Origin of the sequence: Thermomonospora echinospora (assembly GCF_900108175.1) — a bacterium.
Classification (GTDB): Bacteria; Actinomycetota; Actinomycetes; order Streptosporangiales; family Streptosporangiaceae; genus Thermomonospora; species Thermomonospora echinospora.
The window spans coordinates 15,072-37,985 of the sequence record NZ_FNVO01000031.1 but is presented as its reverse complement, the minus strand read 5'-3'; the positions used below and the strand labels follow the sequence as shown (position 1 = coordinate 37,985).

The window sequence follows — 22,914 nt, the reverse complement described above, 5'->3', positions numbered from 1 at the left end:
GTGCGTCTGGACAACGCTTTCCACGTCCCGGTCCCGGTACGGGAGGCGTGGGACATCCTGCTCGACGTCCCCCGCATCGCCCCCTGCCTGCCGGGCACCGTCCTCGACGGGCAGGACGGCGACGCCTACACCGGCCGGGTGAAGATCAAGATCGGGTCGATCACCGCCTCCTACACCGGGCAGGCCACCGTGACCGTCACCGACGAGGCCGCGCACACCGCGCGGATCACCGCCAGTGGCAAGGAGCAGCGCGGGGCGGGGCGGGCCTCCGCCCAGGTCGAGATGCGGCTGGTCCCGACCGATGACGGGACCCGGGTGGAGGTGACCACCGAACTGTCCATCACCGGCAAGGCGGCCCAGTTCGGGCGGGGTATCCTCGCCGACGTCTCGGCCCGGCTGATCGACCAGTTCGCCGCCAACCTCGCCACCGAGATCGTCGCCCCGCCCGCCCCGCCGGAGCCGCCGGCCGGGGAGCCGCCGGTCGCCGCGGTGCCCGCCGAACCGTCGCCGCCGGCCGCCGCGCCCGCTCCGGAGCCCGTCCGGGCGGCTCCCCGGCCGGCCGAGCCGGAGCCGTTCGACGTGCTCGGCGCCGTCATGGCGGGCCGGACGCGCACCTACGCCCAGACCGCCGCGGCGCTGCTGCTCGCCCTGGTGATCGGGCTGCTGCTCGGCCGCGCCACGCGCGGCAAATGACGGCCGGCGCCGACGCCCCGCGTTCGGTCGTCGTGACCGGCTGTGCCTCGGGCATCGGGGCAGCGGTCGCGCGGGCCTTCGCCGCGCGGGGCGCCCATGTGGTGGGCGTGGATCTGGTGCCGAGCCCGGACGCCCACGTGTCGGTCACTGGGGACGTCCGGGACCCCGACGTCCACGAACGCGCCGTCCAGGCGGCCGTACGGGAGACCGGCGGCCTGGACGTGCTGGTGCCCAACGCCGGGATCCACGACGGTGAGCTGGGTCTGGACGCCGACCCGGACGAGCTGGCGGAGCGGACGCGGCGGGTGCTGGAGGTGGACGTCCTCGGCTACGTGCTCGCCCTCCGGGCCGCCGCGCCCGAGCTGGTCAGGGCGAAGGGCAGCGTCGTGATGACGTTGTCGGACGCAGCGCACTTCGTGGGGGACAATCACGCGGGCATCGCCTACACCGCGGCCAAGCACGCACTCGTGGGCGTTCTGCGTTGGGCGGCCCACCGGCTCGCCCCCGACGTACGGGTCAACGGGGTGGCACCCGGCGGAATGCCGACCGGCCTGCGCTCGGCCGACGGAGGCGACGTGTTCACCGACCCGGCCGCGGCCGTGGCGGGCGTGGCCGCACTGAACCCCCTGGGATCGGTGCTCGCTCCCGCCGAACTCGCCGAGTCCTACGTGTACCTGGCCTCAGCCGCGGCGCGCGGCATGACCGGCGAGGTACTGCGCATGGACGGCGGCCTCGCGGTCCGCTGACCACAGGACCGGCGGGAGCACGAGCCGCTCCCGCCGGTCCGCTGCACTGCGCAGCGATCCGCGCATGGACGGATCCCGCGGTCCATGAAGGGGACCGGCGGGAGCGGCGCCATGCTCCCGCCGGGTTTTGGGCTCCCGCCGGGTTTTGGGCCGGTCAGTCGAAGACCGGCGGTTCGCCGTCGGGCAGGGGCGTCCGGAACACCCGCAGGGACAGGGCGAGGGTGTCGTAGTAGCCCACCAGCACGACCAGCTCGTAGAGCCGTTCCAGGCCCAGGTCGGTGATGGCGCGTTCGTACAGGACGTCGTCGAGGTCTCGTTCGGTCAGCAGGGCTCGGCAGACCTGGCGGACGGTCCGTTCGGCGTCGTCCAGGTCGGGGGCGTCGTGGCCGGTGCGGAGCGCGGCCAGTTCGTCGTCGGTCAGCCCGGCGGCCCGGCCGACCCGCTCGTGGGCGTACCACTCGAAGTCGCTGCGCCGGGCCACGGCGACCTCCAGGATCGCGATCTCGCGCCAGCGGTCCGGCAGGCCGGTGGCGTACCGGATCGCGGCGCCGAGCCGTTGCAGCGGCCCGCCGACGCCGGGCGCGATCAGCATCGCGTTGAACGGTCCCTCCAGCCGCCCGCCGGGACCGGTCAGGCGGAAGGCCTGCGGCCCTGCGGCCCGCGGCCCGCCGGCGATCTCGTCGTGGACGGCCCGGCGGGCGTCGTCCAGGTCCGCCGGGTCGTACCAGGGAAGGCGTCCGTGCCGACCGGTCATCTCAGCTTCCTCCGCAGTTGGTGACGGGTGCGCCGGCCGATGCCGACGACTTGACATTTGTATTACAGAGGACAAATACTCTCAACCAGCTACTTCGACGCGGGAGGTGAACCCGGTGGCCGATGCCTCCAGGGACGTCACGGTGCCCCGGCGCGTGTGGGCCGACGAGGACGTGCACCGGCGGGAGCTCGTGCGGATCTTCAAGACGTGCTGGCAGTTCGTGGCGCACGAGAGCGAGATCCCCGAGCCCGGCGACTACGTGACGCGCCGGATCGGGCGCGACTCGGTCATCGTCACTCGGGACGAGACCGGGCAGGTGCGCGTACTGCTCAACACCTGCCGGCATCGCGGGGTGCCGCTGTGCCGCGCGGACCGCGGCAACACGTCGCACTTCCGGTGCAGCTACCACGGCTGGACCTACGCCAACACCGGCGAGCTGCGGGGGGTCACCTTCCAGCGCGACGTGTACGGCAAGGGCGGGATCGACAAGTCCCAGCTCGGCCTCTTCCAGCCCGCTCAGGTGGACAGCATTTACGGCCTGGTGTTCGCCACCTGGGACCCCGAGGCGCCCTCGCTGGCGGACTACCTCGGGCCGATGCGCTGGTACCTGCACACGGTGTTCGGCAAGTTCGACCACGGACTGGAGGTGGTGGGGCCGCCGGTGCGCACCATGGTGCGGGCCAACTGGAAGGCCGAGGGCGAGAACCTTTCCGGTGACGGCTACCACACGTTCGTCACCCACCAGAGCGCGGTCGAACTGGGACTGTTCGCCACCCAGCACGACCTCGCCGAGATGGCCGAGGTGACCGGCACCCGCTTCACCGGACGGACCGTCCACTGCGGCAACGGGCACACCATGCGCATCCAGCGGATGCCCCTGCAGGTCAAGGCTCCGGCCTACTTCGGCTACCCGAAGGAGATGTGGGACGAGTTCGACCGGAACCTGTCCGAGGCACAGCGTGAGGCGCAGTCCTGCCTGTCGGTCGGGCACGGGTCGGTGTTCCCCAACATGTCCTTCCTGGAGAACTTCAAGACCAACGTCGACAAGAAGGGCGACCACGCCCGCTACATCCGGATCACGTTGCGCTACCCCATGGGCCCGGCCATGACCGAGCAGTTGTGGTTCCTGCTCCAGCCCCGGCACGCCGACGCGGACTGGCTGCGCCTGTCGCGCCTGGCGTACCTGCGCACCAACGGCCCGGCCGGGATGTTCGAGGTGGACGACACCGAGAACTTCGTCGGGATCACCGAGGCCGCCGCCGGCACGGTGGCGGCGGACCTGCCGGTCGTGCTGGAGGGCGGCCTGCATCACCCGCCGACGCCGGAAGAGGCCGGCTGGCCGGGCGACGTCGCCGACGGCGACCGCACCGAGAAGACGATCCGCGCCTTCCACGGCCGCTGGCAGGAGCTGATGGCATGACGACCGCAACGCAACGGCCGACACCGGCCCCGCCCCAGGTCCAGGCCGAGGCCGCGCTGTTCCTCGCGGTGGAGGCCGAGCTGATCGACGACCGCCGGTACGCCGAATGGCTCGACGTCGTCACCGACGACTTCACCTACACGGTGCCCGTTCCGGTCACCCCCGACAACCCGTTCGCCCCGCACCACGACCCCGAGGCGCTGCTGCTGGACGAGTCCAAGGACTCCATCCGGCACCTGTGGTTCCGGCGCCTGGAGGCGGACATGCACGAGTTCGCCTGGGGGGAGAACCCGCCGCCGCAGCTCCGGCACTTCGTCACCAACGTGCGGGCCTACCTGACCGGCGACCCCGACGAGTTGGCGGTGCGTTCCAACGTCCTGGTCGTCGGCCGCCGCCAGTCCGACCAGCCCAAGTACCTCAGCGCCGAGCGGTTCGACACGCTGCGGCGCGGGGCGGCGGGACTGCTGCTGGCGCGGCGGCACGCCGTGCTCGACCAGACCGTCATCGACTTCCCGCAGCCGCGGGTGCTGCTGTGAGCACCGGTGGGGACGGCGAGCTGATCATCGCCAACGAGTTCGCCTCCGTCGTGGTCCGCAAGGTGGCCACCCGCAACGGCGAACGCCTGGAGATCCGCTCGCTCGGCGACGACGCGCACGTCATCCGGCTGGACGCGCTCGCCTTGCAGGCCCTGACCTGGTCCGACCCGCTGACGGTGGGACGCGGGCTGGAGACCCCGCTGGGCCCCGAGAAGACCGCCGCAGACAAGGAGACCGACTGATGGCCAAGTACGCCCCGGGCGAGGCCCGGGAGTGGGCGCTCGACTCGCTCACCGGGTGCGCGGGCTGCGTCCAGCCCACGTTCACCGCCGACCTCGCCGACCTCAACGAGGAGGCGATCCGGCACGACGTGCGGGTGGAGAAGGAGCACGGCATGTCCGCGGTGCTCCTGGTGTCGGAGTCCGGCACCACCCAGGAGGAGATGCGGCGCTTCGTGGAGATCGCCGCCGACGAGGCGGGCGACGACCTCATCACGGTCCTCCAGGCGTCACAGCCGACCCTCGCCGACACGCTGGCCTCGGTCGAGCACGCGGCGACGGCGGGCGTGGACCTGGTGATGCCCTCCTACCCGCTCTACTTCAACCCGCCCTCGGTCGAGGAGGTCTTCCACTTCACCAAGGCCGTCACCGACGCTGCCGACCTCGGCGTGATCGTCTTCGCGATGGACCAGTGGAACTTCGGCCGGCTGCATGCCGCCGGGTTCCCGCTGTCGCTGCTCACCCGGATGGTCGACGAGATCCCCGGTGTGGTGGCGATCAAGAACGAGGTGGGCGGACCCGGCGTCGGCGGCATCGCCGCCGTGTTCGAGGCGCTGCGCGACCGGGTGGTGGTCACCGACCCGCTGGAGTTCAACGCGCCCGCGTGGATCGCCAACTACGGCATGCGGTTCATGGGGACCTCGAACTACGAGTGCATGGGCCCGGCCGTGCCGCAGATGCTGGACCTGCTGTCGGACAAGGCCACCTGGGACGAGGGCATGGAGCTCTACTGGCGGCTGCACCCCGTCCGCAAGGCCAACGCCGCCGTGTGCACCCCGCTGGTGGCGGGCAGCGGCCTGGTCCCGCGCATGCACTGGAAGTACCAGGGCTGGCTGATGGGCTACAACGGCGGCCCGATCCGGCAGCCGCACATGCGGATCAGCGCCGCGCAGATGGCCGCGCTGCGCTCGGCGGCCGTCGCCGCGGGGCTCCCCGTCACCGCCGACGACGACGAACTGTTCTACACCGGAAGGAACCCCCGATGACCGCCGCCACCGAGAGCGTGCTGCTGCTGGACGGCGCCGACGTGGACGCCCTGGCGTCGGTCGGGCTGGGCCTGCGCGCCGCCGAGGAGGCCGCCCGCACGGCCGTCTCCGGCGCCGCGGTCACCGGACGGGTCCAGGTGAACGGCCCGGTGGCGTGGATGCGGATCCTCGCCGGCACCATCACCCCGCTGGACGTCATCGGCTACAAGCAGTTCCACAGGGTCGGCGACCACGTGCGCTACCACGTGCACCTGTTCCGGGAGTCCACCGGCGAGCCGATCGCCGTCGTGGACGGGCGGCGCATCACCTCGCTGCGCACCTCCGCCACCGCCGCCGTCGCCGCCCGCCATCGCCTCGGCGACCGGCCGGTCCGGCTGGGCGTGGTCGGCTCGGGCGAGGAGGCGTGGGAGGGCCTGCGCGCCCTCGCCGGCGCGCTGAACCTGGAGTCGGTCGACGTCTTCAGCCCCACCGAGGCCAACCGGCTGCGTTTCGCGGAACGGGCGCGCACCGAGCTGGGCCTGGCCGCCACCGCCGTCGGCTCCTCCCCGGAGGCCACCCGCGACCACGACGCGGTGTACGTCGCCACCAGCTCGCACCACACGCCGTTCCTCACCGCCGACCAGGTCACCGGGGTCGGGTGGCTCGGACTCATCGGCTCCACGATGCCCGTCCACCGTGAGGCCCAGGGCGAGGTCTTCCTCGCCGCCGCCGAGGTCGTGGTCGACACCCCGGACTCCGTGCACGAGTCCGGCGACTGCATCGAGGCCAAGGAACTCGGCTGGGACCACACCGCCGCGGTCCTGCTCGGCGCCCACCTGGACGCCGAGGCCCGCCGCTCCGGCATGACCGTCTTCAAGTCCGTCGGCAGCGTCGAGCAGGACCTCGTCCTGGCGCTGCACCTCGTTCACGCGGCGCGAGCGGAGGGCGCGGGACGCCAGGTCCCGTCCGTCGCGAGCCTGCGAGTCATGCGCTGACCCCACACTCCAAGGAGATCCCTGATGAACGTCGTCGACCTGACCCATCCCTGGGGCATCCACACCCCCGGCTGGGTGGGCTACCCGGGCTGCAAGATCTACTACACCCAGACCCTGCAGACCAACCGGATCGTCTCCCAGCGCATCGAGACCTCGCTGCACACCGGGACCCACCTGGACGGGCCGATGCACGCCGCCGACGGCGGCGCCGACATGGCCTCGTTGCCCCTGGACAAGCTGCTGCACGAAGGCGTCGTCGTGGACGTCTCCGACCAGGTCGGGGACTGGGACGTCATCAAGCCCGAGCACATCACCTCCAAGATCGAGGTGAAGAAGGGCGACATCATCATCATCCACACCGGGTTCCACCAGTACTACACCGGCGGGCCCAAGCAGGACCTGGTGCGCTACTTCGGGATGCACCCCGGCGGCGGCGTGGAACTGGCCGAGTGGATGCTCGACATGGAGATCCGCTGGTGGGGCATCGACGCCGGCTCCGGCGACCACCCCATCAACACCACCATCCGCCATATGCGCCCCGACCTCACCAAGCGGTTCGAGGAGCACGTGGGCATGTCGGCGGAGGAGTACTTCGGCGAGTACGAGTACACCCACCACCTGTCGGGCCGGCGGGTCAAGGAGGACCTGTTCCCGATGCACTACCTGGCCTTCCCCGGCGGATGCATCCACGCCGAGAACGTCGGCGGCGACATCGACGCCGTGCTGGACCAGCGGGTGGTCATCGGCGCCTTCCCGTGGAAGATCGAGGGCGGCGAGGGCTGCCCCTGCCGGATCATGGCGTTCACCGACATCGGCAAGAACGAGGTCGTCGACGTCGTGGCCGGGCGGGAGCTGCCCTGCCCGAGCTCGTGACCGCGCTGGGGGCGGCCGCCGTGCAGGCGGCCGCCGCCCCGCTCGACCCGGCCGCCAACGCGGCGGCCGGGTCGGCGGCCATCGCCGCCGCGGCGGGTGCGGGCGCCGGGCTGGTCGTCCTGCCGGAGCTGTTCGCCACTGGTTACGTGCTCGACCGCACGGCGCTGGCGGAGCGGGCGGAGAACACCGCCGCGCCGGGGACCTGCCTGACGGCCTGGTCGGCCGCCGCCGCCCGGCATGGCGTGACGGTGGTCGCGGGCTTCGCCGAACGCGATGGCGACCGGCTGTTCAACTCCGCCGCCGTCATCGACCGCTCCGGGGCGATCGCCGGCGTCTACCGCAAGCTGCACCTGTTCGGGGCCGAACGCGACGTGTTCGACCCCGGAGACCGGGGACTGCCGGTGTTCACCGTGGACGGCATCCGGCTCGGTGTGCTGATCTGCTACGACCTGCGCTTCCCGGAGGCGATGCGGATCTTGGCCCTGCGCGGCGCCCACGTGGTCGCGGTCCCCACCGCGTGGGTGCGCGGCTTCGACCATGCCCGCCACGGCGACCGGGTGCCGCAGGCGACCGGCGCCCTCGTCCAGGCGAATCTCAACCAGGTGGCGGTCGTGTGCGCCGACCAGTGGGGGGAACAGCCGCCGCACACCTTCCTCGGACGCTCGCTCGTCGCCGACCCGTACGGGCTCCCGGCGGCCGGCCCGCTCGGCGCCGAGGGCGATGGCACGGCCTTGGCCCTGATCGACCTCGACGAGATCACCCGGGCGCGCGAACGCGCGGTCGGCAGTCCCGTCCGCGACCGGCGCACCGACGTCTACGCCGCCGATCTCGGATACGCCGGCGACCCCCCGGATGGAGGAGAACGATGAGCGAATGCAGGATCACCCACGTTCGTTACGTCGGGCTGGGTGTGCGGTCCTTCGACCGGCAGGTCGGCTTCTACCAGGACCTGTGGGGCCTGGTAGCCGAGCAGTCCGAGAGCGGGGTCAGCTACCTCGCGGCGGCCGGCTCCACCGACCCGTACTCTCTGCGGCTGCGCAAGGCCGGCGAGGACCGGGTCGACGTGGTCTCCTTCGCCGTGCCCACCGCCGCCGACGTGGACTGGTACGCCGAGCGTCTGATCGCCCGGAGAGTCCGGATGATCTCCGGCCCCGCGTCGCTCGACACCGCGGGCGGCGGTTACGGCATGCGGTTCCACGACCCCGACGGACGCACCGTGGAGATCGCGGCCGGGCTCACCCCGCGCATGGCCCGCGAGGTGGCCGAGCGCGAGCACGTCCCGACCGGTCTGTCCCACGTCGTGCTCAACAGTCCCGACCTGCCCGCGACCACCCGGTGGTACGTCGAGGTGCTCGGCTTCGCGATCACCGACTACCTGGAGGACGTGATGGTCTTCCTCAAGAGCGCCACCGACTTCCACCACTGCCTCGCGTTGGCCCAGGGACCGCACGTCTCGCTCAACCACGTCGCCTACGAGACCCGTGGCCTGGACGAGTACCTGCGCGCCACCGGCTCGATGATGCGCGCCGGCGGCGACCTGGTCTGGGGGCCGGGGCGGCACGGCCCCGGCGACAACACCTTCGCCTACTTCTGCGACGAGAGCGGCTTCGTCGCCGAGTACACCACCGCGCTGGAGCGGATCGCCGACTTCGAGGCGTGGGCGCCCCGAGTCTGGAAGCGGGTCCCGCAGGAGTCCGACCAGTGGGGCACCGCCTGCGTGCGCCGTCCCGAACCGTTCGTCGGCCGCCCGGACCCCGGACTGTGGACGCCGCCGCCCTTCTGACCCGCTCCACCATCGACCACGCACAGGGGGACTGTTCGTGAAGCTCTTCACCGGCTCCTACATCGGCGGCCGCTGGCGCCTTTCGGGCGACGGATCCGCCGTACGGGTGGACGATCCCGCGACGGGCGAGCCCCTTGCGGAGATCGCGTCCGCCACCGTCGGCGACTGCCTGGAGGCGGTCGAGGCGGCAGCCGAGGCGCTGCCGCACTGGCGCGCCGCCCCGCCCCGGGTGCGCGCCGAGATCCTGCGGGGCGCGTTCGAGCTAATGGTCCGTGAACGCGAGCAGATCGCCGAGCTGATCGTCCGCGAGAACGGCAAGGTCCGGGCGGACGCGCTGGCCGAGGCCGACTACGCGGCCGAGTTCTTCCGCTGGTTCTCCGAGGAGGCCGTGCGGATCGGCGGCGACTTCCGCACCGCTCCCGGTGGCGACAAGCGCATCGTGGTCACCCGCCAGGCCATCGGGGTGAGCGTTCTGATCACCCCGTGGAACTTTCCGGCGGCGATGGCCACCCGCAAGATCGGCCCCGCCCTGGCGGCCGGCTGCACGGTCGTGCTCAAGCCCGCCGCCGAGACGCCCCTCACCGCGCTGTACCTGGCCGACCTGCTGGAACGAGCGGGTGTCCCGTCCGGCGTCGTCAACGTGGTGGTGCCCGACCCGCCCGCCGACGCGGTGCGGGCCATGCTCAGCCACCCGGCGGTGCGCAAGCTGTCCTTCACCGGGTCCACCGAGGTCGGCCGGGTGCTGCTGCGCACGGCGGCCGACCAGGTGCTCAGCTGCTCGATGGAGCTCGGCGGCAACGCGCCGTTCATCGTCTTGGACGACGCCGACATCGACGCCGCGGTCGCGGGCGCGATGGTCGCCAAGATGCGCAACGGCGGCGCCGCCTGCACCGCGGCGAACCGGTTCTACGTCGCCGAGGCGGTCCACGACGCGTTCGTGGCCGCGTTCGGGGCCGCGATGGACGCTCTCCCGCTGGGACCGGGCACCGACCCGGACAACGCGCTCGGCTCGCTGGTCTCGGTCGCCGAACGCGACAAGGTCGCCGCGCGGGTCACCCGCGCGGTCGAGCAGGGCGCCACCGTCCAGGCCGGAGGCACCGTCCCCGCCGGGCCGGGCGCCTTCTATCCCGCCACCGTGCTGTCGGGAGTGCGGCACGGCGACGACATCACCCGGGCGGAGATCTTCGGCCCTGTCGCTCCGATCATCGCCTTCGGCCCCGAGGACGACGTCGCCGCCCTGGCCAACGACACCGAACTCGGGCTCATCTCCTACGTCTACACCGGAGACCTCGCGCGGGGGATCGCCCTGGCCGAACGGCTGGAGACGGGGATGGTCGCGCTCAACCGCGGCGTGGCCTCCGATCCGGCCGCGCCGTTCGGCGGGGCCAAGCAGAGCGGGCTGGGCCGCGAGGGCGCCGCCGAGGGCATTCAGGAATTCCTGGAGGAGAAGTACATCGCCCTCGACCTGGCCGGAGCATGAGGGGAACGCCATGAAGATCACGGTTGACCTGGGTCGCTGCCAGGGATACGCCAACTGCGTCGCGGCGGCCCCCGACGTCTTCGACGTCGACGACGCCACCGGCAAGGCGGTGCTGCTCGCCGCCGAGGGCGACGCCGCCGAGATCCGCGAGGCGGCGCGTTCCTGCCCGGTCGCCGCCATCGGCATGGAGGAGTGACCATGCGCGGCGTGACCATCGTGGGCGCCTCGCTGGCCGGGGTGAGCGTCGCCGAGGGGCTGCGCGAGCACGGCTATCAGGGCCCCGTCCGGCTGGTGGGGGCCGAGCGTCATCTGCCGTACGACCGGCCGCCGCTGTCCAAGGCCCTGCTGCGGGCGGACGAGCCGGAGGACCCGCCGCTGCTGCGTCCGCGGTCCTGGTACGACGACAACGAGGTGGAACTGCTGCTCGGCCGTCGGGCCACCGCCCTGGAGGCCGACCGGTCCGCCGTCGTCCTCGACGACGGTGAACGGCTCGCCTGGGACCACCTCGTGATCGCCACCGGGTCCCGGGCTCGGCGGCTGCCCGGCCTCGACGGCCCCTCCGTCCACCACCTGCGGGATCTGGACGATGCCCGCCGCCTGCGCGGCGTGCTGGCCGAACCCGGGCGGCTGGTGGTCCTCGGTGCGGGCTTCATCGGTCTGGAAGCGGCGGCGGCCGCCGCCGAGCGCGGCTGGACGGTCACCGTGCTGGAACGGGAACCGGCCCCCCTGGTGCGGGTGCTCGGCCCGCAGGCCGGTGCCCTGTGCGTACGGACCCATTTGGCGCGCGGCATCGACCTGCGCTTCGGCGCCGCCGTGGCCGAGACGTGCCCGGCGGGAGTGCGGCTGGAGGACGGCTCGGTGGTCCCGGCGGACGCCGTGCTCGTCGGCGCCGGGGCGGTGCCGAACACCGACTGGCTGTCAGGCGGCGGGGTCGAAGTGGACGACGGGGTCGTCTGCGACGCGCACGGCCGGACGTCCCGGCCCGGCGTCTGGGCGGCCGGCGACGCGGCGCGCTGGCGTAACGAACTGACCGGCCGGCACCGGAGGGTGGAGCAGTGGACCAGCGCCCGCGACCAGGCGGCCCTGGCGGCCAGGGCCATCGCGACCGGCGACGCCGGTGGCGCGGGCTGGGCCGGCCCGCCCTACTTCTGGTCCGACCTCTTTGAGCACAAGGTCCAGTTCTGCGGCCACGCCGAGCCGGACTCCACCGTGTGGACGGCGCACGACGGGCGCCGGAGCCTAGCGCTGTTCGGCCGCGGCGAACAGTTGGAGGCCGTCCTCACCGTGGACGCCCCCCGGCTGCTGGGGCTGGGCCGCCGCAAGCTGGCCGAGCGCACGGGCTGGGCGGAGGCCGTCGCATGGGCGAAGGAGGCGATGCAATGAGCGTCATGGTGATCGATTCGGCCGAGGAGGCCGTCGCGGACATCCCCGACGGGGCCTCGCTGGCCGTGGGCGGCTTCGGCCTGTGCGGCGTGCCGTCCGTCCTCATCGAGGCGCTGCTGGCGCAGGGCGCCGGCGACCTGCGCGTGGTGTCCAACAACTGCGGGGTGGACGGCGCGGGGCTCGGCCTGCTGCTGGCCGCCGGCCGGATCAGCCGCGCGATCAGCTCCTACGTGGGGGAGAACAAGGAGTTCGAACGCCGCTACCTCGGCGGCGAGATCGAACTGGAGCTCACCCCGCAGGGCACTCTCGCCGAGCGGTTGCGGGCGGGCGGCAGCGGCATCCCGGCGTTCTACACCCCGGCGGGCGTCGGCACCCAGGTCGCCGAAGGCGGGCTGCCCTGGCGCTACGACGGGGCGGGGAACGCCCGGGTGACCTCCCCCGCCAAGGAGACGCGTGTCTTCGGCGGCCGCCGCTACGTGCTGGAGGAGGCGATCGTCTGCGACTACGCGCTGGTGCACACCGCGGTCGCCGACCGGTACGGCAACCTGCGGTTCGCCGCGACGGCGCGCAACTTCAACCCGCTGTGCGCCATGGCGGGCCGGGTCACCATCGTCCAGGCGGAGCGGGTGGTGGACGCCCTCGACCCGGCGGAAGTGCACCTACCCGGGATCTTCGTCGACCGCTTGGTCCCGCTGACCCCCGCACAGGCGGCCGACAAGCGGATCGAGAAGCGGACGGTGCGCCGATGAGTGGATGGACCAGGGACCAGATGGCCGCGCGGGCCGCCACCGAGCTGCGGCACGGCGACTACGTCAACCTCGGCATCGGCCTGCCCACCCTGGTGCCGGACCACATTCCGCCGGGTGTGCGGGTCATGCTCCAGTCGGAGAACGGACTGCTGGGCCTCGGGCCCTACCCGGCCGAGGACGAGGTCGACCCGGACCTGATCAACGCGGGCAAGGAGACCGTCACGGTCGTGCCGGGCGCCTCGTTCTTCGACTCGGCGCTGTCCTTCGGCATGATCCGCGGCGGTCGCATCGACGTGGCCGTCCTCGGCGGCATGCAGGTCTCCGCCCGCGGCGACCTGGCCAACTGGACGGTCCCGGGCCGGCTGGTCAAGGGCATGGGCGGGGCCATGGACCTGGTGCACGGGGCCCGCCGTGTGGTCGTCGTCATGGAGCACCGCACCAAGGCGGGCGCTCCCAAGATTCTGGAGGACTGCACCCTGCCCCTCACCGGAGTCCGATGCGTCCATCGCGTCATCACCGACCTGGGCGTCATCGAAGTCACCCCGGACGGCCTCACCCTCGTCGAATGCGCTCCCGGGGTCACCTTCGCGACCGTCCAGGCCGCCACCGACGCGGAGCTCCGCCCCGCCACGGTGGGACACCGATCGGCGTGACGCGCTCGCGTGCGGCGCCCGGTCTGGGGCGCCGTCGCAGCGCCGTCGCGGCGAGGTTCCGCCGCTCGGTGCCGTCCGAGTCCGGGAGGAGACGACGGGACAGGAAGCCGTCCCTGCGGGTGCCTTGGTCGGTCCGCTATGCGCCGGCACCGGAGTCGACGATCCGGTCCGGGCGGAGAAGGAGGAGGTGAGAGCGCATGCGCGACGTGCTCGATGACCTGGCCGGATGGTATGCGGCAGGGGAGACGTTCGGGCTGGCGACCGTGGTCGGGACGTTCCGCAGCGCGCCACGGCCGCCCGGCGCGGCGATGGCCGTGTCACCGACAGGGGAGGCCGTCGGCAGCGTCTCCGGCGGGTGCGTGGAGGGCGCGGTGTACGACCTGGCGCGCTCGGTGATGGAGAGCGGCCGGCCGCTGGTCCAGCGTTACGGGGTCAGCGACGACGACGCCTTCGCCGTCGGCCTGACCTGCGGCGGGGTGCTGGACGTCCTAGTCGAGCCGGTCGGGCCCGCGACCTATCCGGAGTTCCCGGAGGTGGCGGCGGCGATCCGGGCGGGCGAGCCGGTGGCGGTCGCCACGGTGGTGGAGGGCCGGGGGCGGATCGGTGCCCGCCGCGTCGTCTGGCTCGGCCGTGCCGCAGGGACGCTGGCTCCCGGCTCCCCGCACGCCGCCCGTCTGGACGGGGCCGTGGACGAAGACGCGCGCGGCATGCTCGCCCTAGGACGCACCGGACTGCGGCACTACGGTACCGAGGGGCAGCGGCGGCGGAATGAGCTGACCGTCTTCGTCCAGTCGTTCTCCCCGCCGCCGCGGCTGCTGGTCTTCGGTGCGATCGACTTCGCGGCGGCGGTGGCCCGGATCGGCAGATTCCTCGGCCACCACGTGACCGTCTGCGACGCGCGGCCCGTCTTCGCCACGCCCAAACGCTTCCCCGAGGCTGACGAGGTCGTGGTCAAGTGGCCGCACAAGTACCTCGAGGAGATGGTGGCCGCCGGGCGGGTCGACGAGCGGACCGTCATCTGCGTTCTCACTCACGACCCCAAGTTCGACGTGCCCCTGCTCCAGGTGGCCCTGCGCACCCCGGCCGCCTACATCGGCGCCATGGGCTCCCGCCGCACGCACGGGGACCGTCTGCGCAGGCTCCGCGAGGCCGGTCTTACCGACTCCGAACTGGCCCGCCTGCGTTCCCCGATCGGCCTGGACCTCGGCGCCCGAACCCCGGAGGAGACCGCGGTCTCCATCGCCGCCGAACTGATCCAGCTTCGCCACGGCGGCACGGCCCGTCCCCTCACCGACACCACCGGCCCGATTCACCGTCCCGCCTGACCCCGAACGGCCCTGGCCCGGGACGGCCCCTCGGTGAACGAGGAGCGAACGTGATCACCACGCCACAGGGGCGAGGCCGGTAGGGAGACCATCGATCCCCTGGAAACGTGGAGATTTTCTGCTCGGTGGTCTTGTGCCTGTGGTGCGCCGCGTGGTGTTGAGGGCAGGCCTGGACCTGCCCGCGATCACTGCCCGTAGGAGGGGAGCGGATCAGGGCCAGGTGTCGGTCAGGACTGCGGACGGCACCGCAGGGATCTCCGCGGCACGGCTCAGCGGACGCCGCCGGAGTGGGAGAGGGTGCCGGTGCCGGTCGTGGCGGAGAGTTCCCGGAGGCCGATCGCGTCAGCCCACAGCGTGGTCAACAGGTCGATGACGTCGTCGGGCTCGGGGGTCGGGTCGCCGTGGCGGGCGCCGACGACGAAGACGTCGTGGCAGTACGACTGCACCATCAGGTTCATCGCGCGCGCCACCTCGACCGGGTCGAGGTCGGGGCGGATCACGCCGAGCTCGATGCCCTTGCGCAGCTTGCGGGCGAAGTTGCTCCGGAACTGGTTCTCGAAGTCGCGTCGGAGGTTGGTCAGGCGCTCATCGACGTGGCTGGCCACCTGCCAGAGCGAGAAGAACGGGCTGTTCTCGGCGTAGAGGGTGACCAGCGCCGCGATCGCCCGCCGGAGTCCGAGACGTCCTGACGTGGGCTTCCAGTCGTCGGCGCCCGCCTGGAGCATGCGGAGCGCATGGTCGGCCGCCAGGGTGGCCACGATGTCGTTGCGGTCGGCGAAGTACTGGTAGATCGTCGGCAGGCTCACGCCTGCCTCCTGGGCCACGTCGTTGAGCGAGGTGTTGAGGTAGCCGCGCTCGGTGAAGAGACGGGCGGCCGCCTCGAGCAGCTTGCTGCGAGTCCGCATCGCCCGCGTGCCGACCGGAGTCTCCCGGCCGTCCTGGCGCCGGACGGCCAGTTTGATGTCCTCGGCGGCCTTGATCAGTTGCTGCAGGCGCGGCGAGTCCTGTGCCTCGACATCCAGGCCGTTCGCCTCGCTGGTCATCGTCGTCTCCGTCGCCCTCGTGTCACTTCCGCTTGTCCGCCCCGCGGCACCCGTGCGTGCGCGAGGGGGTCTAACGTCGCATGCTACTGATGTTTAGTCAGAACAGCCAGTCGAGCCGCTTGAGTCGATCGGCGATCAAGTCCCGGCGGTCTCTGGCCTGCTCGGGGTGTGACCACCCTTGCATATCCGACATGTTTCTGAATTAATTCAGGGCAGCGCGGCGAGGGCTCGCGCATCGAGGGAGGCGCGCGAGATGCAGTTGTCGGGGCTGGCCCCGGGTGACTGGGTGACGCTGAACGCCCGGTTCACCCCGGACGCCGAATGTCTGGTCTCTGCCGAGGGTGACGTCCGCACTTTCGGTCGGGTCGATGGCCGGGTGACCCGCCTCGTGCGGGCGCTTCAGGCGCAGGGCGTCGGCCGTGGCGACCGGGTCGCGATCATGGCCACCGACTCCTGCGAGTACGTCGAGGTGATCCTCGCGTGTATGAAGCTCGGCGCCACCTACGCGGCGTTGAATTTCCGCCTCGCCCCCGCCGAGGTGCGCACGGTGCTGGCGGCGAGCCGGGCCAAGGTCGTCTTCCTCAGCGGTCGTTACGAGGAGATCGTCGCCGGCTGCTTCCCCGAGGTCGGCGTCCATGTCCGTGCTCGGGTCACCTTCGACACCTCGACGGACGGCCTCCCGACGTTCGAGGAGTTCCTCGCCAGCGGTGCCGGCGGCGGTGAGATCGAGTCGGTCACGACCGACGATGACATCCTCAGCATCTCGTTCACCAGCGGTACGACCGGGACGCCCAAGGGCGTGATGCAGTCGCAGCGAATGATCAAGGCGATCACCCAGTCCGGAGTGCTCGAGCTCGGCATCCGGCCGGGCGACCTGCTGATGTCGGGCGCTCCGCTCTTCCACGCCGGCGGCATCGGCCATGTCATGTACGGCGTCTCCCGCGGTGCCGGCTCGGTGGTGCTGCCGCAGTGGGACCTCGAGCTCGGCCTGCGCTGGCTCCAGTCCGGACGGGTGCGGCAGGCGATGCTCGTGCCGAGCATGCTCATCCAGCTGCTCGGGCACCCGCGGATCCGCGAGACCGACTACCCGATGCTGCGGTCGATCATGTATGGCGGCGCCCCGATGCCGACCTCGGTGATCCGGGAGATGGTCGAGGTCTTCGACTGCGACCTGCACAACGGCTTCGGTGCCGGCACCGAAGCCGGCGGGCAACTGGTGCTGCGGCCCGAGGACCACCGCCGTGCGTTGGCGGGTGACGAGTGGCTGCTGGGGGCGATCGGGAAACCGGCGTACGGCTGCGACGTGCGGCTGCTCGATCCCGACGGCAACGAAGTTCCCGACGGTGAGGTGGGCGAGATCGCCAGCCGCGGCGACACCGTCATGAGCGGTTACCTCGGCCAGCCGGAACTGACCGCCCGCGCGGTGCGCGACGGCTGGTTCCGGGCCGGTGACCTCGCTTGGAAGGACACGGAGGGCTACCTCCACCTCGCCGGCCGGGCCGACGACATGATCGTGCGCGGTGGGGAGAACGTGTACCCGGTCGAGATCGAGGACGTCATCGGCGATCACCCTCGGATCGAGGAGATCGCGGTCGTGGGCGAACCCGACCCCCACTGGGGGCAGGTCGTCACCGCCGTGGTCTCGCTCAAGGGCGGCGGCGAGCTCACGGTCGCCGAGCTCCGCGAGCACTGCCGGGACCGGCTCGCCAGCTACAAGATCCCGACCCGGGTAGTTGTGGTCGAGGAGCTTCCGCGCAACTCGACCGGCAAGATCCACAAGGCCGTGCTGCGCGAGCGGCTCGCCGAGGGCGTGGTCGCATGAAGGCCACCACGACGACCACCTCCACCGAGGGCCCGACCCTCGACGAGATCGCCGCCGAGGCGCACGCCTTCCTGGCACCGCGTGTCCCCCGTCGGGCCCCGGCCCGCCTCGGCGAGGGCCCCGACGACGTGATGGGCGTCGGCCTGCGCCGCGGCGATGCCGAGCTGGCGGAGGTCGAGACCGCCCGCGCCTGGCAGCGGGACCTCTTCGGCGCCGGTCTCGCCTGGATCGACGGTCCGGTCGAGTACGGCGGCCGCGGGCTGACCGAGGCGCACCGCAACCGCGTGCACGCGGTGCTCCGCGAGTACGACGTGCCCAACACCGCCTGCTTCATGGTCGGCCACGACATCGTCGGGCCGGCGATCCTGGCCCACGGCACCGAGGAACAGCGGGCGGCGTACCTACCCGGGATCTGGCGTGGCGACATCATCTGCTGCCAACTGTTCTCCGAGCCCGGCGCGGGCTCCGACCTGGCCAGCCTGCGGACCTCCGCCCGCCGCGCCGACGACGGGTGGGTGGTGAACGGCCAGAAGGTCTGGTCGTCCTACGCCCACCTCGCCCAACTCGGTGAGCTCCTGGCCCGCACCGGTGATCCGGCCGACCGGCACCGCGGCATCACCGCGTTCCTGGTCGACATGGGCGCTCCCGGCATCGACGTCCGGCCGCTGCGGCAGATCACCGGCGCCGAGCACTTCAACGAGGTGTTCCTCGACGACGTCGTCGTGCCGGACACGCAGCGGATCGGCGAGGTCGACGGCGGCTGGCCGATCGCGCTGACCACGCTCACCAGTGAGCGGTCGCTGATGGGCGACGAGCACAACGGCCTGATGAACGACCCGGTCCGGCGGCTGTACGCGCTGGCCGAGTCGACCGGCGCGGACACGGACCCGGTCGTGCAGGAGCTGCTCGCCGAGTCCTGGGAGCGCGAGCAGATCGTGCGTGAGACGGCCCGGCGCAGCCTGGACGCGCCGGCCGAGGACCAGACCGGGTCGGTGCTCAAGCTCATGAGCACCGCCGACATGGAGTTCTACATCGCGGTCGCCACCCGGATCCTGGGGCCGCGGCTGGCCGTCGACCACGGCACGTGGGGCACGTTCGCGTGGAGCCAGCTGCTGCTCGGTGCCCCGGCGCACCGCATCGCCGGCGGCAGCGACGAGATCCAGAAGAACATCATCGCCGAGCGCGTCCTCGGCCTGCCCCGTGATCCCCGGCCCCCGATCCCCGACCGGCCCACGACCACGACGACACTGCGACCGCAAGGACCAGCCTGATGCTCACCGGTGACCAGTACCTCGAATCCCTGCGTGATGGCCGGCGGCTGTTCGTGAACGGCCACGCCGTCCCGGACGTGACCGAGGAGCCGCTGCTGCGGGGCGGCGCCCTCGCCGCCGCCCGCGGCTACGACCAGCACTACCAGCCCGGCGATGACGCGTTCGGCCCCTACTTCTTCATCCCCGGCTCGGTCGAGGAGCTGCGGGCCACCCAGGAGCGCCAGCTGCACTGGGACTTTCCGACGATCTCGACCTCCAACGGCCTGCTGATGGTGCTGACCGCGGCCAGCCGGATGCGTCCGGACTTCCCCCAGTACGCCGAGCGCGCGCTCGCCTACTTCGAGGAGAGCAAGCGGCGCGATATCCGAATCGTGCAGACGATCACCGACGCCAAGGGGAACCGGTCGCTCCCGCCCGCGCAGCAGGACGATCCCGACCTGTACGTCCGGATCGTCGACCGCGGCTCGGACGGCATCGTCATCCGCGGCGCCAAGCTGCACATCAGCTCGGCCGCGATCACCCACGAGCTGATGGTGATGCCGACCAAGCGGATGAAGCCCGGCGAGGAGGACTACAGCGTCGCGGCTGCGGTGCCGGTCAACGCGCCCGGCGTCCGGGTCATCAACGCCTCCTTCGCCCCGCGGCCGGACCTGGACCCCGACTTCTTCCCGTACAGTTCGCGGCACGTGATGACGGAGGGCTTCGTCGTCTTCGACGACGTCTTCGTCCCCAACGAGCGGGTGTTCCTGGCCGGCGAGCTCGAGCACTCGGCGACGTTCGCGCACTCCCTCGGTCTGTGGGAGCGGCTGGGCAGCGTCGGCAGCTACGTGCGCCTCGCGGACACGCTGGTCGGCCTCGCGCAGCTGGTGGCGGAGGCCAACGGCCTGCAGCGCATCGGGCACATCAAGGACAAGATCGCCGAGATGATCACCTATGCCACCCTGATCCGGGCCGGCTTCGAGGCGGCGATGCACCACGCGACGTTCACGCCCGAGGGGTGGGCGTCGCCGGACGAGATGTTCACCAATGCCGCGAAGTACCACGCCGCCGCACAGTTCAGCCTGATGGTGCGCCACCTCCACGACATCGCCGGCGGCGCGGTGCTCACCGCGCCGTCGATGGCCGACCTGCGCAACCCCGAGACCGGGCCGGACCTGCAGAAGTACATGCGCACCATGAAGGGCGTCGATGCGGATTACCGCATGCGGCTCTTTCACACGATCCGCGACTTCACCGCGGACGCCTTCGGCGGATGGAAGCACGTCACGGTGATCCAGGCCGGAGGCGGTCTCTACGCCCAGAAGGTCGTCGTCTCCAACCACTACGACATGGACGCCGCGAAGGCGCTCGCGCTCGAGACCGCGGGCATCACGCCCGACGGTAAGGTGCTCACCTCGCTCGCGGGCGCCGAGCGGTGATCTCGGCCGAGGAGTTGCGGGCACTGCGCGACGCCACCCGCCGGCTGGTCCGCGCGTGGACCCCGCAGAGCGCGGACGACCACGAGGCCGCCGCGTCGGCGCCGCCGGACCGGCGCACGTGGGCCGGGATGGCCCGGCGGCTCGGGCTCCAGGGGGTGCGGGTACCCGAGGAGCTCGGTGGCACTGGCTTGGAGCTTGAGGCGGAACTGGTCGTCCACGAGGAGATGGGCGGCGCCCTGCACGGCGGGCCGTTCCTGCCGGTCGTCGGGCAGGCGGTCCCCGCCCTGCTGACGCTCGCTGGCGACGAGCGGGCCCGCACCATGCTCGCCGAGATCGCGGCCGGTACGTCGGTGGTCGTACCGGCCGACGCCCGCTGGTACGAGCCGGACGCGGCGCTGCCAGTCCTGTCCGACGGTGCGGACGGGCCGACGGTCTCCGGCGTGGTGCCCGGGGTAATGGCGGGCGCCGCCGCCGACGGCTGGCTGGTGCCGGCCGACGCCGGTGGGCGGACCGCGCTGGCGTGGGTGCCGGCCGGCACCGCCGGGGCGGCCACAGAACCGATGACGACGATCGACCTGACTCGCGGATTCGCGACGCTCCGGCTGCAGGATGCCGCCGCCGTCGTGCTTGCGCGGGACGGGGAGGCCGAGCGCGCACGGGACGCGATGGAGACGGGCGCGGCCCTGGCGCTGGCGGCCGAGTGCGTCGGCATTGCAGCCGAGGCGCTCGATCTGACCGTCGCCTACGTCAAGGTGCGTGAGCAGTTCGGGCAGGTCATCGGCGCCTTCCAGGGCGTCAAGCACCAACTGGCCGACCTGTACGTGACGCTGGAGTCGGCCCGCTCGGCACTCGCCTTCGCCGCCCGATCGGTGGGGGAGAGCCCGCCGCTGCGGGACGCGGCGCTCGCGGTCGCGCGGCGGCGATGCGGCGCCGCGGCCTTCAAGATCGCCAACGAGGCGATCCACCTGCACGGCGGCATCGGGTTCACCTGGGAGCACCGGGTGCACCTCTACTACCGCCGTGCCAAGACCAACCAGGTGCTGCTCGACACCGGCGGCGGGCAGGCCCGGACGATCGCGGCGAACGTCGCGGCGCTCTACGCCGGCTGAGCGGGACGGGGACACCGGTGCGATACGAGGAGGCGACGTTCGGCTGGCACGAGGCCGACGACGGTCCGGTCGACGTCTCGGACCTGACACGGCTGCGGCTGGAGACCGACCGTGGGGTTGCGACGGTCACCCTGGACCGGCCGGCGGTCCGGAACGCGATCGACGGGCCGATGCTGGACGAGCTCACCCGGGTGCTGCACCACTGCGACCGCAGCGACGACGTCCGAGTGGTGGTGCTCACCGGCGCCGGCCCGGTGTTCTGCGCCGGCTCCGAAATGTCCGGCGACGGCTTCGGCGGTGCGCCCGGCGGGGACGAGGACGGGGGGCTCCCGTGGCTGGCGCCGTTCCAGCTGCGCAAACCGGTGGTCGCCGCAGTCAACGGCCATGCGGTCGGTGCCGGGTTGACTCTGGCCCTGCAGTGCGACGTCCGCGTGGTGGCCGCGGACGCCGTCCTCGCGTTCCCGTTCGTACGGCTCGGCGTCGTCGCGGAGTGGATGGGACACTGGACCGCCGTACGCCACCTCGGGCCTGCTCGCGCCGCGGAGCTGCTGCTCACCGGACGCCGCTTCTCCGGCAGCGATGCCGCCGCCTGGGGCCTGGCCAACCACGCGCCGCCGGCCGAGGGGGTGCTGTCGACGGCCGTCTCGATCGCCCGGGAGATCGCCGATCACACAGCCCCGGTCGCCGTCGCGGTATCGAAGCGGCTGATCTGGGAGGCCACCGACGCCGACCAGCCCACCGCCGGGGCGACCGAGCGGCGGCTGCTGGAGGCGCTGCTGGCCGCTCCGGACGCCGCGGAGGGCGTGGCGGCCTACCTCGGGAAGCGCGCGCCTCGCTGGGTGGGCCGGGTCGGCAGCGACCTGCCGCCCTGGCCCACCCCGTGACGCGCCGGCTCGGCTCCGCACGACACTGCGGCCGATGACGTACCTCATGACTTCGCTGGTCCCGCCGAAGGTCTTCGCCGGCGCCCGGCTCAGTCCGGGCGATGGCGCTGATCAGGGTGCCGGCCGCCGCTCCGGGGAGTCCTCGATGCCCTCGCCTGCGTCGGCGCCGACACCGAGCGGGTTGAGGGCGCGGGTCTGCGCCTGGTGGACGACCATCGGATGGCCGGTCGTCTGCCGCGACCAGAGCGGGCGCCGGGTCACGCTGGTGGCGGTCGGGCAGGAGCGCCGGGCGGCCGGCGACGAAGCACGCGGGGCGAGGTACGGCCCCGCGCAGAAGGTGTCGCCGCGGATGGTCAGCGGCACCGCCCGCACACCTGACTGAGTGTCACAAAAGTCGCGTACGTAGAGCGGCCGGGCCTCCATCCGGTCGTCGAAGAGGGGCTGCGGGCCTGTTCCGGTCAGCACGCTCACGGCCACCCCGTCGTCGACCATGTCGAGGACCAGCACCATCGTGTGCGCCTCGGCGGCGTCGAAGATCCGCCCGGTGAGCAGCAGCTCATGCGCCCGGGCGGCCCACACCAGGTCCTCGTCGCCGTACCCCGTGAGGTACAGACCGACGCGGAAGGCGCCCGGCGCCAGTGCGGACCACGCAACGGCAGTCCCTGTCCTGGCCGACGGCGGCCAGCGCATCGGAGAGGTCGGTGACCAGGTCGACGGAGAGGGCGTTGAGGGCC

Annotated in this window: 24 protein-coding genes; 21 read left to right on the top strand and 3 right to left on the bottom strand. The window is 72.2% G+C overall.

Going from position 1 to position 22,914, the window contains the following annotated elements; all coding sequences use genetic code 11:
* Positions 1–693: an SRPBCC family protein gene (locus C4U03_RS36210; RefSeq protein ID WP_103944323.1), complete on the top strand. Its 693-nt coding sequence runs from the start codon at positions 1–3 to the stop codon at positions 691–693.
* Positions 690–1,439 (top strand): SDR family oxidoreductase, encoded by a 750-nt coding sequence (locus tag C4U03_RS36205; protein ID WP_103944322.1) that lies wholly within the window; start codon positions 690–692, stop codon positions 1,437–1,439. Before C4U03_RS36210 ends, C4U03_RS36205 begins: the two co-directional genes overlap by 4 nt.
* Before the next feature lie 154 nt (positions 1,440–1,593).
* On the opposite strand, the gene C4U03_RS36200 is transcribed toward C4U03_RS36205, so the two are convergent.
* The gene (locus tag C4U03_RS36200; RefSeq protein WP_103944341.1) at positions 1,594–2,193 is read right to left on the bottom strand and encodes a carboxymuconolactone decarboxylase family protein; all 600 of its coding nucleotides are present in this window, start codon (positions 2,191–2,193) and stop codon (positions 1,594–1,596) included.
* A 115-nt stretch (positions 2,194–2,308) separates the two neighbouring features.
* Between C4U03_RS36200 and C4U03_RS36195 the strand changes: the two genes are divergently transcribed.
* From C4U03_RS36195 to C4U03_RS36130, 14 genes are all read left to right on the top strand, one after another.
* Positions 2,309–3,613 (top strand): aromatic ring-hydroxylating oxygenase subunit alpha, encoded by a 1,305-nt coding sequence (locus tag C4U03_RS36195; protein ID WP_160147217.1) that lies wholly within the window; start codon positions 2,309–2,311, stop codon positions 3,611–3,613.
* Positions 3,610–4,149, top strand: coding sequence for an aromatic-ring-hydroxylating dioxygenase subunit beta (locus C4U03_RS36190; RefSeq protein ID WP_103944320.1), 540 nt, complete (start codon positions 3,610–3,612; stop codon positions 4,147–4,149). Before C4U03_RS36195 ends, C4U03_RS36190 begins: the two co-directional genes overlap by 4 nt.
* Complete coding sequence (locus C4U03_RS36185; RefSeq protein ID WP_200827705.1) at positions 4,146–4,391, top strand: hypothetical protein; 246 nt, start codon at positions 4,146–4,148, stop codon at positions 4,389–4,391. The genes C4U03_RS36190 and C4U03_RS36185 overlap by 4 nt, the downstream gene beginning before the upstream one ends.
* Positions 4,391–5,413 carry a dihydrodipicolinate synthase family protein gene (locus C4U03_RS36180; protein WP_103944319.1) on the top strand — a complete coding sequence of 341 codons (1,023 nt, stop codon included), beginning with the start codon at positions 4,391–4,393 and terminating at the stop codon, positions 5,411–5,413. Before C4U03_RS36185 ends, C4U03_RS36180 begins: the two co-directional genes overlap by 1 nt.
* Entirely contained in the window at positions 5,410–6,387 is a 978-nt protein-coding gene (locus C4U03_RS36175; RefSeq protein ID WP_103944318.1) for an ornithine cyclodeaminase, read from the top strand. The genes C4U03_RS36180 and C4U03_RS36175 overlap by 4 nt, the downstream gene beginning before the upstream one ends.
* Positions 6,388–6,411: 24 nt before the next feature.
* Positions 6,412–7,260, top strand: a complete 849-nt coding sequence (locus C4U03_RS36170; RefSeq protein WP_103944317.1) for a cyclase family protein — start codon at positions 6,412–6,414, stop codon at positions 7,258–7,260.
* Positions 7,257–8,129 carry a nitrilase-related carbon-nitrogen hydrolase gene (locus tag C4U03_RS36165; protein WP_160147216.1) on the top strand — a complete coding sequence of 291 codons (873 nt, stop codon included), beginning with the start codon at positions 7,257–7,259 and terminating at the stop codon, positions 8,127–8,129. Before C4U03_RS36170 ends, C4U03_RS36165 begins: the two co-directional genes overlap by 4 nt.
* Positions 8,126–9,043, top strand: coding sequence for a VOC family protein (locus C4U03_RS36160; protein ID WP_103944315.1), 918 nt, complete (start codon positions 8,126–8,128; stop codon positions 9,041–9,043). Before C4U03_RS36165 ends, C4U03_RS36160 begins: the two co-directional genes overlap by 4 nt.
* 37 nt (positions 9,044–9,080) lie before the next feature.
* Positions 9,081–10,523, top strand: a complete 1,443-nt coding sequence (locus tag C4U03_RS36155; protein ID WP_235018347.1) for an NAD-dependent succinate-semialdehyde dehydrogenase — start codon at positions 9,081–9,083, stop codon at positions 10,521–10,523.
* Positions 10,524–10,533: 10 nt separating this feature from the next.
* Positions 10,534–10,719: a ferredoxin gene (locus C4U03_RS36150; RefSeq protein WP_103944313.1), complete on the top strand. Its 186-nt coding sequence runs from the start codon at positions 10,534–10,536 to the stop codon at positions 10,717–10,719.
* A gap of 2 nt (positions 10,720–10,721) precedes the next feature.
* Positions 10,722–11,906: an NAD(P)/FAD-dependent oxidoreductase gene (locus C4U03_RS36145; protein WP_103944312.1), complete on the top strand. Its 1,185-nt coding sequence runs from the start codon at positions 10,722–10,724 to the stop codon at positions 11,904–11,906.
* Positions 11,903–12,655, top strand: a complete 753-nt coding sequence (locus C4U03_RS36140) for a CoA transferase subunit A (protein WP_103944311.1) — start codon at positions 11,903–11,905, stop codon at positions 12,653–12,655. Before C4U03_RS36145 ends, C4U03_RS36140 begins: the two co-directional genes overlap by 4 nt.
* The gene (locus C4U03_RS36135) at positions 12,652–13,308 is read left to right on the top strand and encodes a CoA transferase subunit B (RefSeq protein ID WP_103944310.1); all 657 of its coding nucleotides are present in this window, start codon (positions 12,652–12,654) and stop codon (positions 13,306–13,308) included. Before C4U03_RS36140 ends, C4U03_RS36135 begins: the two co-directional genes overlap by 4 nt.
* Before the next feature lie 197 nt (positions 13,309–13,505).
* On the top strand, positions 13,506–14,633 hold the full coding sequence (locus C4U03_RS36130; protein WP_103944309.1) for an XdhC family protein: 1,128 nt from the start codon (positions 13,506–13,508) through the stop codon (positions 14,631–14,633).
* Positions 14,634–14,902: 269 nt separating this feature from the next.
* Here the strand turns inward: C4U03_RS36130 and C4U03_RS36125 are convergent, their stop codons facing one another.
* Positions 14,903–15,676, bottom strand: coding sequence for a TetR/AcrR family transcriptional regulator (locus C4U03_RS36125; RefSeq protein WP_103944308.1), 774 nt, complete (start codon positions 15,674–15,676; stop codon positions 14,903–14,905).
* A 253-nt stretch (positions 15,677–15,929) separates the two neighbouring features.
* Here C4U03_RS36125 and C4U03_RS36120 point away from each other — a divergent pair, with 253 nt between their 5' ends.
* From C4U03_RS36120 to C4U03_RS36100, 5 genes are read left to right on the top strand one after another with little or no spacing between them, the layout of a single operon-like run.
* Positions 15,930–17,498, top strand: coding sequence for a class I adenylate-forming enzyme family protein (locus tag C4U03_RS36120; RefSeq protein ID WP_103944307.1), 1,569 nt, complete (start codon positions 15,930–15,932; stop codon positions 17,496–17,498).
* On the top strand, positions 17,495–18,769 hold the full coding sequence (locus tag C4U03_RS36115; protein ID WP_103944306.1) for an acyl-CoA dehydrogenase family protein: 1,275 nt from the start codon (positions 17,495–17,497) through the stop codon (positions 18,767–18,769). The genes C4U03_RS36120 and C4U03_RS36115 overlap by 4 nt, the downstream gene beginning before the upstream one ends.
* Entirely contained in the window at positions 18,769–20,187 is a 1,419-nt protein-coding gene (locus C4U03_RS36110; RefSeq protein WP_103944305.1) for a 4-hydroxyphenylacetate 3-hydroxylase N-terminal domain-containing protein, read from the top strand. The genes C4U03_RS36115 and C4U03_RS36110 overlap by 1 nt, the downstream gene beginning before the upstream one ends.
* Positions 20,184–21,296: an acyl-CoA dehydrogenase family protein gene (locus C4U03_RS36105; RefSeq protein WP_103944304.1), complete on the top strand. Its 1,113-nt coding sequence runs from the start codon at positions 20,184–20,186 to the stop codon at positions 21,294–21,296. The genes C4U03_RS36110 and C4U03_RS36105 overlap by 4 nt, the downstream gene beginning before the upstream one ends.
* A 17-nt stretch (positions 21,297–21,313) precedes the next feature.
* Entirely contained in the window at positions 21,314–22,180 is an 867-nt protein-coding gene (locus C4U03_RS36100; RefSeq protein WP_103944303.1) for an enoyl-CoA hydratase/isomerase family protein, read from the top strand.
* Positions 22,181–22,291: 111 nt separating this feature from the next.
* Here C4U03_RS36100 and C4U03_RS36095 read toward each other — a convergent pair whose 3' ends face one another.
* Positions 22,292–22,870, bottom strand: a complete 579-nt coding sequence (locus tag C4U03_RS36095; RefSeq protein WP_103944302.1) for a Clp protease/crotonase-like domain-containing protein — start codon at positions 22,868–22,870, stop codon at positions 22,292–22,294.
* Between the last annotated feature and the right edge of the window lie 44 nt (positions 22,871–22,914).

What these genes read in the sequence shown, in the direction of transcription:
- C4U03_RS36110 (WP_103944305.1), top strand. Translation starts at nt 18,769, where the DNA reads ATGCTCACCGGTGACCAGTACCTCGAATCCCTGCGTGATGGCCGGCGG.
- C4U03_RS36130 (WP_103944309.1), top strand. Translation starts at nt 13,506, where the DNA reads ATGCGCGACGTGCTCGATGACCTGGCCGGATGGTATGCGGCAGGGGAG.
- C4U03_RS36190 (WP_103944320.1), top strand. Translation starts at nt 3,610, where the DNA reads ATGACGACCGCAACGCAACGGCCGACACCGGCCCCGCCCCAGGTCCAG.
- C4U03_RS36095 (WP_103944302.1), bottom strand. Translation starts at nt 22,870, where the DNA reads ATGCGCTGGCCGCCGTCGGCCAGGACAGGGACTGCCGTTGCGTGGTCC.
- C4U03_RS36125 (WP_103944308.1), bottom strand. Translation starts at nt 15,676, where the DNA reads ATGACCAGCGAGGCGAACGGCCTGGATGTCGAGGCACAGGACTCGCCG.
- C4U03_RS36175 (WP_103944318.1), top strand. Translation starts at nt 5,410, where the DNA reads ATGACCGCCGCCACCGAGAGCGTGCTGCTGCTGGACGGCGCCGACGTG.
- C4U03_RS36160 (WP_103944315.1), top strand. Translation starts at nt 8,126, where the DNA reads ATGAGCGAATGCAGGATCACCCACGTTCGTTACGTCGGGCTGGGTGTG.
- C4U03_RS36170 (WP_103944317.1), top strand. Translation starts at nt 6,412, where the DNA reads ATGAACGTCGTCGACCTGACCCATCCCTGGGGCATCCACACCCCCGGC.
- C4U03_RS36200 (WP_103944341.1), bottom strand. Translation starts at nt 2,193, where the DNA reads ATGACCGGTCGGCACGGACGCCTTCCCTGGTACGACCCGGCGGACCTG.
- C4U03_RS36205 (WP_103944322.1), top strand. Translation starts at nt 690, where the DNA reads ATGACGGCCGGCGCCGACGCCCCGCGTTCGGTCGTCGTGACCGGCTGT.
- C4U03_RS36115 (WP_103944306.1), top strand. Translation starts at nt 17,495, where the DNA reads ATGAAGGCCACCACGACGACCACCTCCACCGAGGGCCCGACCCTCGAC.
- C4U03_RS36120 (WP_103944307.1), top strand. Translation starts at nt 15,930, where the DNA reads ATGCAGTTGTCGGGGCTGGCCCCGGGTGACTGGGTGACGCTGAACGCC.
- C4U03_RS36150 (WP_103944313.1), top strand. Translation starts at nt 10,534, where the DNA reads ATGAAGATCACGGTTGACCTGGGTCGCTGCCAGGGATACGCCAACTGC.
- C4U03_RS36135 (WP_103944310.1), top strand. Translation starts at nt 12,652, where the DNA reads ATGAGTGGATGGACCAGGGACCAGATGGCCGCGCGGGCCGCCACCGAG.
- C4U03_RS36180 (WP_103944319.1), top strand. Translation starts at nt 4,391, where the DNA reads ATGGCCAAGTACGCCCCGGGCGAGGCCCGGGAGTGGGCGCTCGACTCG.
- C4U03_RS36145 (WP_103944312.1), top strand. Translation starts at nt 10,722, where the DNA reads ATGCGCGGCGTGACCATCGTGGGCGCCTCGCTGGCCGGGGTGAGCGTC.
- C4U03_RS36140 (WP_103944311.1), top strand. Translation starts at nt 11,903, where the DNA reads ATGAGCGTCATGGTGATCGATTCGGCCGAGGAGGCCGTCGCGGACATC.